Source organism: Micromonospora sp. URMC 106 (assembly GCF_051386395.1).
Taxonomy (GTDB): domain Bacteria; phylum Actinomycetota; class Actinomycetes; order Mycobacteriales; family Micromonosporaceae; genus Micromonospora.
The window spans coordinates 104,449-117,693 of the sequence record NZ_JBPQTP010000003.1; the positions used below are offsets into that span (position 1 = coordinate 104,449).

General features: G+C 75.6%; 7 protein-coding genes. 4 read left to right on the forward strand and 3 right to left on the reverse strand.

Annotation, left to right across the window (positions count from 1 at the left end):
• Positions 1–267: 267 nt before the first annotated feature.
• Positions 268–942: an HAD-IA family hydrolase gene (locus ACSNOB_RS01865; RefSeq protein WP_436684788.1), complete on the reverse strand. Its 675-nt coding sequence runs from the start codon at positions 940–942 to the stop codon at positions 268–270.
• Positions 943–1,196: 254 nt separating this feature from the next.
• Here ACSNOB_RS01865 and ACSNOB_RS01870 point away from each other — a divergent pair, with 254 nt between their 5' ends.
• Positions 1,197–2,606, forward strand: coding sequence for an acyl-CoA synthetase (locus ACSNOB_RS01870; protein ID WP_436684789.1), 1,410 nt, complete (start codon positions 1,197–1,199; stop codon positions 2,604–2,606).
• A gap of 42 nt (positions 2,607–2,648) precedes the next feature.
• Here the strand turns inward: ACSNOB_RS01870 and ACSNOB_RS01875 are convergent, their stop codons facing one another.
• Positions 2,649–3,311 (reverse strand): 4'-phosphopantetheinyl transferase family protein, encoded by a 663-nt coding sequence (locus ACSNOB_RS01875; RefSeq protein WP_436684791.1) that lies wholly within the window; start codon positions 3,309–3,311, stop codon positions 2,649–2,651.
• A gap of 169 nt (positions 3,312–3,480) precedes the next feature.
• Between ACSNOB_RS01875 and ACSNOB_RS01880 the strand changes: the two genes are divergently transcribed.
• The gene (locus ACSNOB_RS01880; RefSeq protein WP_436684793.1) at positions 3,481–3,942 is read left to right on the forward strand and encodes a cold-shock protein; all 462 of its coding nucleotides are present in this window, start codon (positions 3,481–3,483) and stop codon (positions 3,940–3,942) included.
• 45 nt (positions 3,943–3,987) lie between these two features.
• Here ACSNOB_RS01880 and ACSNOB_RS01885 read toward each other — a convergent pair whose 3' ends face one another.
• Positions 3,988–5,367 (reverse strand): AMP-binding protein, encoded by a 1,380-nt coding sequence (locus tag ACSNOB_RS01885; protein ID WP_436684795.1) that lies wholly within the window; start codon positions 5,365–5,367, stop codon positions 3,988–3,990.
• 1,412 nt (positions 5,368–6,779) lie between these two features.
• Here ACSNOB_RS01885 and ACSNOB_RS01890 point away from each other — a divergent pair.
• A complete protein-coding gene (locus ACSNOB_RS01890) occupies positions 6,780–9,632 on the forward strand; it encodes an AAA family ATPase (RefSeq protein WP_436684797.1) in 2,853 nt (950 codons plus the stop codon).
• 679 nt (positions 9,633–10,311) lie between these two features.
• The gene (locus ACSNOB_RS01895) at positions 10,312–13,134 is read left to right on the forward strand and encodes an AAA family ATPase (RefSeq protein ID WP_436684799.1); all 2,823 of its coding nucleotides are present in this window, start codon (positions 10,312–10,314) and stop codon (positions 13,132–13,134) included.
• Positions 13,135–13,245: the final 111 nt, after the last annotated feature.

The window sequence follows — 13,245 nt, forward strand, 5'->3', positions numbered from 1 at the left end:
CTCCTTCACGTGCGGGCGGCCGTCGGAGAGGGCGGGACCCCTGGGCTGATCGCGGCGCCGGCGTGCGTGGCGTGCCGGCGCCGGCACGCTGCGAGGCCGGCCGACGCCCGACATCATCCGGCCAACCGAGGTACGAATCAACTGATCAGTTGACGAATCGGGGGTATCGAACGGGAGAAGGCGCGGGGACAGGGGTGTCGACCGGCGGCCGGGCCCGGCGACAGGGGTGTCGGCCGGTCACCGCGTGTGTCCGTCGATGCCTGCGGGTCAGCCGAGGGCCGGGCAGAGCGGCAGCAGCTCGTCCAGCCGGGTCAGCACGACGTCCGGGCCGGCGGCGCGCAGGGCCTCCTCGTCGGACTCGCCCCACAGGGCGGCCACCGCGACCACCCCGGCGGCCCGCGCGCTCAGCAGGTCGCTCGGCGCGTCGCCGACCATGAGCGCCTCCGCCGGCCGGGCCCCGAGCAGCCGCAGCGCCCGCCGCACGATGTCCGGCGCGGGCTTGGGCCGGGGAACCTCGTCCGAGCCCACCACGTGGTCGACGAGCGGCAGCAGGTCGAGCCGGCCGAGCAGGTCCCGCGCCCGCACGCCGCTGCGGCCGGTCGCCACGGCCAACCCGATCCCCCGCCGGCGCAGCGTGCCGAGCAGTTCCGGTACCCCGTCGACCGGGGTGACCCGGTGCGCGAGGCGGTTGCTCTCCCGGACGAACGGCCCCGCCAGCGCGGCCGGCAGGCCCATCAGCTCCAGCACCTCCGGCAGGTACCGGCCCGGATGGCGGCAGTACTCCTCGACCGGGGCGGCGCCGTCGCCGACCACCTCGGCGTACGCGAGGGCGAACGCCTCCCTGGCCACGGCGAGACTGTCGACGAGCACCCCGTCGAGGTCGAGCACCACGGCGCGGACGCTCCCCGGCACCGGCGTCCGGCCCGTCGCCTCCCCGACCACCGACGCCACCTCCCGCCCACGCAGACCCGATCCGCGCCGGCCGGTAGGGGTGGCCGGCCGGGGGACGCCCCGACTACGGTCAGGATCGTCGTTTCCGGCCCGCCGGCCGGGCGCGCGCCGCCGCGGTCCGTCGGCGCCCCCCGACCCTACCGGCGTCCCGGGCGTCCGGTCCGGAGCCGGTCGCGCCCGGTCCCGCGCCGGTCGCGCCGAGCCGGGTCCGTTGGGGGTCCGAGCCGCTGGAGGAGGGTCGCACCATGCCGCTGCTGAGCTGGCTCTCGGAGAGCGCCGACGAGCGTCCGGACGCGGTCCGCGTCGACGACCGCGCGGTGTCCTGGGTGGAGCTGCGCGGCCTGGCCGCGGCCGTGGCGGACGAGCTGCGCGGCGTCGACCGGGTGGCCGTCGAGGCCACCGCGACCCTGGAGACGGTGGTCGGGGTCGTCGGCGCGCTGACCGCCGGCGCGGCGGTCGTGCCCGTGCCGCCGGACGCCGGGCCGATGGAGCGCGACCACATCCTGCGCGACTCGGGGGCGACCGCGCTGTTGGTACCGGCCGGCGCCGAACGGCCGGCCGACGGCGGCGGCCGGGCCACCGTCCCGATCGACCTGACCCGGCGTTCGGACGGCACGCACCCCGAGCCGGACCCGGCCCGCACCGCCCTGATCCTCTACACGAGCGGCACCACCGGCGCGCCGAAGGGCGCGGTGATCTCCCGAGGCGCGGTCGCCGCCTGCCTGGACGGCCTGGCGGACGCCTGGGCCTGGACGCCGGACGACCTGCTGGTGCACGGCCTGCCGCTGTTCCACGTGCACGGGCTGGTGCTCGGCGTGCTCGGTCCGCTGCGGCTCGGCAGCCGGCTGCACCACGTCGGCCGGCCACGGCCGGAGCGGTACGCGGCCGCCGCGGGCTCGATGTACTTCGGCGTGCCCACGGTGTGGTCCCGGATCGCCGCCGACCCCGACGCGGCCCGGGCGCTGCGCCCGGCGCGACTGCTCGTGTCGGGCAGCGCGGCGCTGCCGGCGGCGGTCTTCGCGGACCTCGCCGCGCTCACCGGCCACCGGGTCGTGGAGCGGTACGGGATGACCGAGACCCTGATCACGGTGAGCGCCCGGGCGGACGGCCCGCGCCGGCCGGGCACGGTCGGGCTGCCGCTGCCCGGGGTGCGGACGCGGCTGGTCGACGAGCACGGCGCGGCCCTGCCGGCCGACGGGGCCGCGATGGGCGAACTCCAGGTCAGCGGCCCCACCCTGTTCGACGGGTACCTCAACCGGCCGGACGCCGACGCGGCGAGCCGCACCCCGGACGGCTGGTTCCGCACGGGTGACGTCGCCACCGTCGACCCGGACGGGTGGCACCGGATCGTCGGCCGGGCGTCCACCGACCTGATCAAGAGCGGCGGCTACCGGATCGGCGCGGGCGAGGTGGAGGACGCGCTGCTGGCGCACCCGGGCGTCCGCGAGGCCGCCGTGGTGGGGATCCCGCACCCCGACCTGGGCCAGCAGGTCACCGCGTACGTGGTGGGCGACGGGGTGGACGGGCCGGAGCTGGTCGACTTCGTGGCCCGGCACCTGTCGGCGCACAAGCGGCCGCGCGAGGTGCGCCTGGTCGACGCGCTGCCCCGCAACGCCCTCGGCAAGGTGCAGAAGAACCGCCTGCTCACGGACTGACCGTCCGGTGTGGTGGGCCGGGTCGGGCCCGTGGCACGGTGGTCAGTCGCTGACCGCGGGGACGCTGATCGCGGTGACCACCAGGCCCCGGCCGACCAGGAACCTGCCGACGAAGGCGGTCACCGGCGTCCCGCCGAGCACCGGGCCGGGCACCAGCAGGTGGGCGGTGAACGTCCCGGCCGGATCGACCACGATGTCCGCCTCGGCGAAGTCCAACCATCGGCCGGTGAGCGGGAACCAGGCCTTGTACACCGACTCCTTGGCGCTGAACAGCAGGCGGTCCCAGCACACGGCGGGACGGGCGGCGCCCAACGCGGCGGTGCGGACCCGCTCGGCCGGCAGGGCGATCGCGTCGAGCACCCCGTCGGGCAGCGGCGCGTGCGGCTCGGCGTCCACCCCGAGGGTCGCGAACGCCGCCGTACGACCGAGGACGGCCGCCCGGTAGCCCTCGCAGTGCGTCATGCTGCCGACCACGCCGTCCGGCCAGACCGGGGCGCCCCGCGCGCCGGAGAGGATCGGCACCGGGGCGAGCCCCAGCTCGCCGAGGGCCCGGCGGGCGCAGTGCCGGACGGTGGTGAACTCCCGGCGGCGCTTCTCCACGGACGCGGCGACCAGCGCCTGCTCCTCGGGGAAGAGGGTCAGGCCGGCGGGGTCGGTGAAGGACTCGGCCACCGCGACGCCGGAGGGCAGGATCTGCTCGATCACGTCCGCCGATGCTAGGCGCTGGGCCGACCCTCACGGTCCCGGCGCCCGCCGTACGGTGCACCATAGGGGTCGGGTACGGGTGCCGGGCCGCGCGGGCGGCTGCCAGTCTGGGGGCTGCCCAGGCCCACGGGCGGGGCACGCGGATTGGTCGGATGGATGCGGGAAAGCGATGCTCACTGGCAAGGTGGTGCGGTTCGACGAGGTGCGGGGCTACGGGTTCATCGCCCCGGACGACGGCAGCGACGACGTGTTCGTGCACGCGAACATGCTGGACGGCGACAAGTGGGCGCTGACGCCCGGCGTCCCGGTGGAGTACGACGCGGTGGAGACCGACCGCGGCCCGAAGGCCGTGCTGGTACGGGTGGTCGGCGCTGCCGTGGGGGCGGAGCGGAACGGGACGGCTCGGGCCGGTGCCGTGGCCCTCGGCGGGCGGGGTCGGGAGAGCGGGCAGGCGGCGGGCGGCGCGGAGGACGAGGAGGGCCTGTGCGACGTGCTCTCCGAGCGGGCGTTCTACGCGGAGACCACCGAGGCGCTGGTGACCTCCGTGCCGGACCTGACCGGGGCGCAGATCGTGGCGGTGCGCGCCCGCATGCTGGCGCTGGCCCGACGGCACGGCTGGGTGGAGGGCTGACCGCCGGCCGTCCCGGAGCGGACCGGCCGGCCCCGACCGGCGGGCTCAGCCGACGGCGGCCAGCAGGGACTTCCTGATCCGACCCAGCGCGGTGCGGGGCAACTCGTCGACGAAGTGCACCCGCCGGGGGCGGTGGGCCGCCGAGAGGTGCCGCCCGACGTGGTCGATGAGCACCTGCGCGGTCAGTTCCTCGGCGGCGACGACGTACGCGGTGACCTGTTCGCCGAGCGTGGGGTGCGGTGTGCCGACCACGGCGGCGTCCCGGACGCCGGGATGGCTCAGCAGCGCCTCCTCGACCTGGCCGGCGTGCACCCGCCGGCCCCGGCACTGCACCACGTCGAGCCCCCGGCGCCCGATGATCCGGTGTGACCCGTCGGCGGCCACGGTGGCCAGGTCACCGGTGGCGTGCCACCGACCGGCCCCGCCCTTCCCGCCGCCGACGTAGCCGCTGAACAGCGTCGGCCCGCAGACGCTCAGCTCACCGACCGATTCGCCGTCGGCCGGCACCGGCCGGGCCTCGCCGTCCAGCACCCGGGTCTCCACGCCGGGCAGCGGGGTGCCGACGGCGCCGGCGGCCGGCGGGTCGCCGGCCCGACCGGTCACCGCGATGAGGGTCTCGGTCGTGCCGTACCCCTGGACCGGCGAGTGCGAGGTGAGCAGCCGGAGCCGCTCGGCCACGGCGGTGGCCAGCGGGGCGTCCGCGGAGATCAGGATCCGCGCCGCGGCCAACGACCGGGCCCACGGGCCGTTGCGCGCGATCCGCCGCCACTGCGCGGGCAACGCCAGGTACATGGTGCCGATCGGCCCGGCGGCGGCGTTCCGGTCGAGGTGGACGAAGCGGCTGCCCAGCCGCAGGGCGCCGAGCAGGCCGACGACCAGGCCGTACGCCCGGAACAGCGGCGCGCCCTGGACCACGACGTCCTCCCCGCTCCAGCGCCACGCGTCGGCCAGCAGGTCGATGTCGGCGGCGATGGCACGACGGGAGATGCGCACTCCACGCGACGGCCCGGCGGCGCCTCCGGTGTGGAGGATGAGCGCGTCGGCGCCCGGCTTCGGCTCGGGGTGGTGCGTCGAGGAGCGCTGGCGCAGGTCGACCGGGACCGTGGGCAGCCGGTGGGCCTCGGACCGGCCGCCACCGAGGAGCACGGTCGTCCCCGACTGCCGCAGGATCCGTCTCCGTTCGCACGCGTCGGCGCCGGGCGGCAGTGGCACGAGCGGAACGCCCGCGTGGAGGGCGCCGAGCATGCCCACCACCGTCTCCAGCGTCGGGGTGGCGTCGATCGCGACCACGCCCGCCCCCCGGATCCGGTCGGCGACCGCGGTGACGCAGCCGAGCAGTGCCTCGCTGGAAAGCATGCCGCCGGCCACCCTGACCGCGTCGGCCCGGTCCGGGCCCGATCCCCGCAGCGCCGGCAGCAGCGTCATCTCCGTTATCCCCTGCCAGGGACGTGGACGAGTCGCGGCAACAGCTGGGACATCACGGCGGCCACAGGACCCTTCACATCATGGGGCTCGGGCAGCCCCATATCCGGCCATCCCGCCCATGAACGCGGGTGCCCCGAAATTAGGCTGCGGCCAGGTCCGGCACAACCCCTAGCCGGCCGGCCGGATCCCCTGCCCCGGGCGCGGCAGGCCAGGTAGGACGCGATGCCACCACAACCCCGGCGGCGGCTGGCCCGGCGGCCCGAATTTCCGCACGACACTGTGGAGAAAACTGCGTCCGGCCATGCGGTCGCGAACAATCGCTTCGAGCTGGCGACGAATTTCCGACCGGCCTCGGATTGATTGCGGGAATCAATATCGACCAACCGGGCCAACGCAATTATCGTCGACGGCGCCGCCCCCGCCGGCACCCACCCGAGGGGCCACTGAGCGCATAATTCATTTTTAACGACATAGCTGTTCAATATTCCCAAACGTCCGAATCGGGCGCGTACGGACGAGTCATACCGGGAAGCGCCGTTCACCCCGCCCCGCACGTCGGTGGAAGCGGGACGCCGTCGCACAGCGAACGCATTACGGCCGTAAACAGAAATCCCTCGTGAACAACCGGAAAGTAACCCGAGACCCACGCCTTTGGGCGGACCCGGCGAACTCGCCGGTCCCGGCGGCCGGACCGACGGGCGCCGCCGGGCGGCGGCGTGGGCACCGGCGGGGCAGGCGGCACCGGGGCCGGGCGCCTCCGCAGCCCCGGCAACGGGTTGAGCTGTACGTACGGGGCCGGTGACGACCCTTGGACCGCGCCTCCCGGCGGAACCCCGGCCAGGTGGGATTCCCGGACCGGGCGACGGCAGCGGCCGGGTCGAGCCGGACCGGGCGACGTCGTCGCGCCCCGCGGGTTCGGCGGGCGGTCGCGCACGCGCGACACAGGGCCGGACCCCAACGGCCGACGGCGCACAAAAGGCGGCCCGCGGGCCGCCGCGGCACTCGGTCACGTTACGAGACGGATCGGCGACTTTCTGCTGTCAATCGTCCGCCGAACGCCGCGCACGCATGTGACGGCACCGAAGCGGTGTTTGCCCATCCTTTACAAACCTCGGCTTGCCGCCCAATTGCCGAACTGCCATACTTCCCACCATCACAGCGGTCGATAGGGGGAGACCGGCCCGGATGGGCTGGGGAATTATCGCCGACACCGGTGAGGCGCGCCACTCGCCAGCCAGCATGCGCCAAGTCGGTCGACGACGCTCCAGCCTTCCTCGATGATGGTCTATATTTACCAATATTGGAATGGGTAAAGAATTGCCGGTCTCCGATTTCGTCGAGCCCCAGGGCCGCGCAGGGCAGGCGGCGCGCCCGGTGACCGCGGGCCGCCCGCTCCCCCGGGGGCCGCGTCGATGGAGCTGACCGAGCGGTCGTGCCAGCTCGACCTGCTGGAGCGCCGGCTCGCGGAGCTGATCGCCACCGGCGGCACCCCCACGGGGCGAACGGTGACCGTGCTGACCGGCCCGGTGGGCTCCGGCAAGACCGCGCTGGTGCAGACCTTCGCCCGCCGGGCCGGCGAGGCCGGCGCGCGCATCCTCGGCGCCAGCGCCTCCCGCGCCGAACGCACCGTCCCCCTCGAGGTCGTCCGCCAGCTCGTCCGGGCGGCCTCGTTGAGCCCGGACGACCGGGCCCGCGTCGGACGGCTGCTGGACGCGGGCGCCCTCGCCTGGGCCGACGCCGACGACGCGGAGCACGGGGACACGGCCCGGACCACCGCCGCGATCGGCGGTGCCCTGCTCGAACTGACCACGCAGGGACCGCTGGTCATCGCGGTCGACGACGTCCACCACGCCGACGTGCCGTCGCTTCGGTGCCTCGACTACGTGGCCCGGCGGATCGCCGGGCTACCCGTGCTGATCCTGCTGACCGAGGCGCCGAGGACCAGGCCGTGGCGCCCCGAGGTCTACGCCGAACTGCTGCAACCCGCGCGACTGCACCGCATCCGGCTCCCGCTGCTCACCGCCGAGGGGACGTTCCAGGTGCTCGCCCACCGCCTCGGTGTCCCGGTCGCCCGGACCATCGCCGCGGAGAGCCACCGGATCACCGGCGGCAATCCGCTGCTGGTGCAGGCGCTCGCCGACGACCAGGCCGCCTCGGCCCGGCCCGCGGACCACCCGGTCGCCGGGGAGTCGTTCCGCGAAGCCGTGCTGAGCTGCCTCTACCGCTGCGACCACCTGGTGCTCAACACCGCCCGGGTGCTCGCCGTGACCGGCGACCCCCTGCACGGCAACCTGCTGCACCACCTCGTCGACGTGCGGTCGCGGGCCGCGCTGGGCGCGATCGACGGCTCGACCAGCGCGGGCCTGATCGTCGAGGAAGGGTTGCGCCATCCGGCGGTGGGCCAGGCGGTGCTCGACGGCATGACCGCCGAGGAACGCGCCCGGCTGCACCTGGAGGCGGCCTGCCTGCTGCACGACGACGGCGCGCCGCCGGCACGGATCGCCCCGCACCTGGTCAAGGTGGACGAGCTGGCCGAGCCCTGGATGGCGCAGACCCTGCTGGACGCCGGCGAGCAGGCGTTGCTCGACGGCGAGGTGGAGGCCGCCCTGCGGTATCTGCGCCGGGCGAACCGAGGGTCCGCCGGCGACTGCCTGCGGGCGCTGATCCGCTCCGCGCTGGCCCGCGCCGAGTGGCGGCTCGACCCGCAGGCGGCGGTCCCCCACCTGATCGGCGTCGCCACCGCCGTGCGCGCCGGTCACCTGGGCAGCCAGCAGGCGGCGGGGCCGATCCAGTACCTGCTCTGGCACGGTGAGATCGACAAGGCGGTCGAGCTCGTCCAGCACCTCGGCCGGCGGGCCGACAGCGCGGATCCGCGGTCCGCCGCCGAACTGCTCGTCACCACCGGCTGGATGGCCACCCTCTATCCCGGGGTGATGGTCGACCGGCCCGCGCCGACCACCACCCTCCGGAACCCGCTCATCCTGGCCAAGGTCAAGCGAGGGCTCGAGGGGGCCACCCTGATGTCCGCCGTGCTCGAACGCGGTGACGCCGCCTCTGTCGAGCAGGCCGAGCGGGCGCTGTCCACCGCCGGGCTGGACGACGAGCCCAGCATGTGGACCAGCGTCTGCGCCATCATCGCCATGATCTACGCCGACCGACTGGACCTGGCCAATGGCTGGTGCGAGCGGCTGGCCCGCAACCCGGCCGCCCCGCGCTATCCCAGCCCCTCGGCGACGCTCGCGGCCCTCCGGGCGTCCATCAGCGGCCGGCTCGGTGACCTGCCCAGGGCCGAGAAGCTGGCCGACGAGGCGCTGGGCCAGCTCTCGCTGAAGGGCTGGGGAGTGGTGATCGGGATGCCGCTCGCCGTCCGCCTGCGGGCCCTCACCTTCATGAACGAGCTCGACGCGGCGGCGGCCTGCCTCCAGGTGCCGGTCCCGCCGGCGATGTTCGAGACCCCGGTCGGGCTGCACTACCTGCACGCCCGCGGGGTGCACGCGCTCGCCGCCGGAAGCCCCGAGGCCGCGCTGGCCGACTTCCAGCTCTGCGGGCAGCTGATGACCTCCTGGCGGCTGGACTTCTCGGGTCTCGTCCCGTGGCGGACGGAGTCGGCGCGGGCGTTGCTGCGGATGGGCCGCCGCCAGCAGGCCAGGAAGCTGGTCCGGGAGGAGTTGGCCCGGCTGCGGCCCGTCCAGCTGCGATACCGGGCCGCCGCCCTGCGCGTGCTGGCGGCCGCGGAGGACGGGCCGGACCGGATCACCCACCTGCGCAGTGCCGTCCGGCTGCTGCGGCAGTGCGGTGACCGGATGGAGCTGGCGCACAACCTGACCGACCTCGGTCACGCGTACCAGCAGGCCGGTGACCGGCGGGAGGCCCGCGTCGCGGCACGGGCGGCCCGGGCCCTCGCCGAGGAGTGCGGCATCCCGCTGCTGCGGCCCAGCACTCCGACCGCCGGGTCCGGCGCCGGATCCGCCGAGGAACGCCTCGAGACGGCCGTCGTGGTCGACGGGCTCAACGACGCGGAGTCCCAGGTGGCCACCCTCGCCGCCCAGGGCCACACCAACCGGGAGATCGCCGAGAGGCTGTTCCTGACGGTCAGCGCGATCGAACAGCGGCTGACCCGGATCTACCGGAAGCTGGACGTCAACTCGCGCAGCGAGCTGGCCGCCCGGCTGCGGCTGCACCGGCCCGGCGCGACCCTGCTGGACCCCCCGGCGCCGGGTCCGGGCGACCAGGCAGGCCGTCCCCCCGGCACCCGGTCCCGCTGACCTTCACCGGCCGCCCCGCCGACCCCCGCTCCCACCGACCGTCGTCGGCCGCCGACCGGCCCCGGAGGCGCTGACCGTCACGGGCCGCCGACCGGCCGGGCTCCGTGGTGCTTCCCCGGGCCCTGCCCGCGCCCCCGCGGAGCGCCCGGGGTCGGCGTCCGTCCGTCCCCGCGGAGCGCCCGGGGTCGGCGTCCGTCCGTCCCCGCGGAGCGCCCGGGGTCGGCGTCCGTCCGTCCCCGCGTGGGCCGCTGTTCGCCCGGTCACACTCCGCCGGGCGGGGCAGCGCCCGGGGCCGCGGTATGACACCGTCGGGGCGTAGCGCCGACACCCGTCGTTCATCGTGTCGTCATTCCCGGGCGTCCGGCCAATCTCGACACCCCTTGTCGCGATTCGCGCAACCCCTAACGCCCCACCAACTCCGCAGGTTTGTGCGCGAAACCATGGGGTCTCACGCCCGTTGTCGCACAACCCCCCCGATGCCAGACTCGCCTGAGCGCACGGACTGTCCGGTCGACGGCACGGTCCGGCGAAGAATTTCCAGGTCCACCCGGCATGGCGGCCCGGTGCGCTCCACCCCTACCCCGGTAGGCGCGGCGGAGGGGCGGCTGTCCGGCAAGGGGGGGCGGCGTCGGCGACACCGGGGTTCCGGTTCCGCGCCGCGTACGAGGAGGGCTGACACGTGGTGCTGGTGCAGCAGGAGGAGCAGACGACCCGTCTCCAACGGGCGTTCCGCGCGTGCGAGGAGCAGCAACGAGGACACGTCGCGCTGGTCACCGGCGCCGTCGGCAGCGGGAAGACGAGTTTGCTGGAGGCGTTCAGCGAGTGGGCGGCCGCCACCGGCGGGCAGGTGATGAGCGCCGCCGGCTCCCGCGCCGAGCGAGGGCTCCACCTGGGAGTGATCGGGCAGTTGTTCCACAGTGCCCGGCTCGCGCCCGAGGCGGCGGCCCGGGTGGAAGACCTGCTGCGGGACGCCACCACCGCGCCCCTGCCCGAGCCCGGCGGCGAGGCCACCGAGGGTGACCGGGCCTGGGCTCCGCTGCTGCACGGCCTCTTCGCCACCCTGCTCGACCTGGCCGGCACCGGACCGCTGGTCCTGGCCATCGACGACGTGCACCACGCGGACCCGGCCTCGCTGCACTGCCTCCTCTACGTGACCCGCCGGCTGCGCCACGCCCGGATCATGGTCGTGCTCGCCGAGGCGTCGACGCTGCGCCCGCCGCACCCGCTGTTCCGCGCCGAGTTGCTCAGCCAGCCGCACTTCTCGCGGATCGCCCTGCCGCCGCTGACCGTGGACGCCGTGGCCCGGCTGATCGACGGGGACGGCGGGACGGCCGACGCCCGCGAGGCGGCGGCACGCTGCGTGGACATGACCGGGGGCAACCCGCTGCTCACCCGGGCGCTGCTCGAGGAGCGGGCCAGCGGCGAGCCGGGCGACGAGGCCTGCCCGGCCGTCGGCGACGCGTTCGACCAGGCCGTGCTCGGCTGCCTCTACCGGCACGAGCCGGGGGTGCGCCGGGTGGCGCAGGCACTGGCCGTACTGAACCGGCCGGCGCCGACCGAACTGCTCGGTCACCTCCTCGACGTGGTGCCCGAATCCACGGCCCCGGCGGTGCGGGTGCTGCGCACCTCGGGTCTGATGGAAGCCGACCAGCTGCGCCACCCGCGCATCCTGCACTCGATCCTCGCCGACATGTCCCCCGACGAGCGGCGGAGCCTGCACCAGCGGGCGGCCGAGGTCCTGCACGACCACGGCGCCGAGCCGAGCGCGGTCGCCGAACACCTGGTGGCCGCCGGCTGGGCGGACGCGCCCTGGGTGGTGCCGGTGCTCCAGGACGCCGCCGGACACGCCCTGGCGTCGGGCCGGCCCGACGTGGCCGCCGCCTGCCTGCGCCTGGTCTCCCGCGCGTGCGTGGACGAGCGACAGCGGACCGCCACCACCGAGATGCTGGTGAACGCGCGCTGGCAGGTCAACCCGCTGGCCGTGAACGGGCAGCTCACCGAGCTGGTGGAGACGGCACGGGCTGCCGGGTGGTCGACCGACGCGGGCCTGTCCGCCGTGCCGTACCTGCTCTGGCAGGGCAGGGCGGAGGAGGCCACCGAGGCCGTCAGCGCCTTCTCCGCCGAGGAGCAGCCCGGCTCGGCCGGGGCCGCCGCGCGGCTGCGGATGATGCAGCTGCTGGTGGCCCTCTCCCACCCGGATCATCTGGCCACCGTGCGGGAGACCCCGAGCACCTGGAGCCGGGCGGCGAGCGCGCCGACCACGATCAGCCCGCTCCTGCAGGCCGTGACGGTGCTCCACGCCGCGCTGACGCCGGCGGCGGAGAACGACACCGTCGCGACCGCCGAGCAGCTCCTCCAGCGTCACCACACCGACGACGGCTCGCTGGGTCTGCTGACCGCTCCCCTGCTGGCACTGCTCTGGTCGGGCCGGTCCGACCGCGCCGCCGCGTGGGGGGACGTGCTGCTCGACCGGCCCGCCGCGCGGCACGCCCCGGTGTGGCGGGCCGTCATCCGGGCGGTCCGGGCGGAGGCGGCGCTGCGCGTCGGCGACCTGCCCGGCGCCGAGCACCACGCCCGGACCGCGCTGGCGGACATCCCCGCTCCGGCCTGGGGAGTGGCGGTCGCGGGTCCGCTGGCCACACTGGTCGCCTGCGCCACCGAGGCGGTCCGGTTGTCCGAGGCGGACCGCTGGCTCGCCCACCCGGTGCCGCCCGGCATGTTCCGCACCCCGCTGGGCCTGCACTACCTGGCCGCCCGCGCGCGGCACCACCTGGCCGTACGCCGGCCCCACGCCGCGATCACCGACCTGCGGCGGTGCGGCGAGCTGATGCGCGCCTGGGGCATCGACGCGGCCGGGCTGGTGCCGTGGCGGCTGGAGCTGGCCCGGGTGCAGCTCAGCATCGGCAACAAGACGCAGGCCACGCAACTCCTCCAGGAGCAGTTGCGGGTGCCGCACGGGGTCGACGACCGGACCCGGGGCCGGACGCTGCGGCTGCTCGCCACCACCGCCGCCCAGGACCATCGGCGCAAGCTGCTCTCCGAGGCGGTCAGCCTGCTGCAGGCCAGCGGCGACCGGCTGGAGCTCGTGCGCGCCCTCGGCGACACCGGCCAGACGCTGCAACGGGCCGGGGACTCCGCCCGCGCCCGGCTGCTCGTCCGCCGGGCCTACCAGCTGGCCCAGGACTGCGGCGCGTCGGTGCTCGCCCAGCGCCTGATCCGGCGCGAGCCGGGCAGCGGGCTGCCGGCGTACCCGAGCGCCGCCGAGATGCAGGAACCCGACGACGGGCTGAGCGACGCCGAGCGCCGGGTGGCCGCGCTGGCCGCCCAGGGGCACACCAACCGGCAGATCTCCAGCAAGCTGTTCATCACGGTGAGCACCGTCGAGCAGCACCTGACCCGGGTCTACCGCAAGCTGGACGTGAAGCGGCGCACCGACCTGCCGTCCCGGCTCGTCGCGTACGCGGAGGGGCTGACCGAGGAGACGCAGGGCGCCGCGTCCTGACGTACGCGGAAGGGGGCGCCGCGCGGAGGAGCGGGGCGCCCCCTTCCGCGCGTACGGCGCCCGGTGGCGACGGCCCCGACGGTGCGACGCGCCGCGCCGGCTGGCAGCCCC

Excerpts from the sequence above, each read along its gene's own strand:
- ACSNOB_RS01870 (WP_436684789.1), top strand. The coding sequence starts at position 1,197 with ATGCCGCTGCTGAGCTGGCTCTCGGAGAGCGCCGACGAGCGTCCGGAC.
- ACSNOB_RS01880 (WP_436684793.1), top strand. The coding sequence starts at position 3,481 with ATGCTCACTGGCAAGGTGGTGCGGTTCGACGAGGTGCGGGGCTACGGG.
- ACSNOB_RS01885 (WP_436684795.1), bottom strand. The coding sequence starts at position 5,367 with ATGACGCTGCTGCCGGCGCTGCGGGGATCGGGCCCGGACCGGGCCGAC.
- ACSNOB_RS01890 (WP_436684797.1), top strand. The coding sequence starts at position 6,780 with ATGGAGCTGACCGAGCGGTCGTGCCAGCTCGACCTGCTGGAGCGCCGG.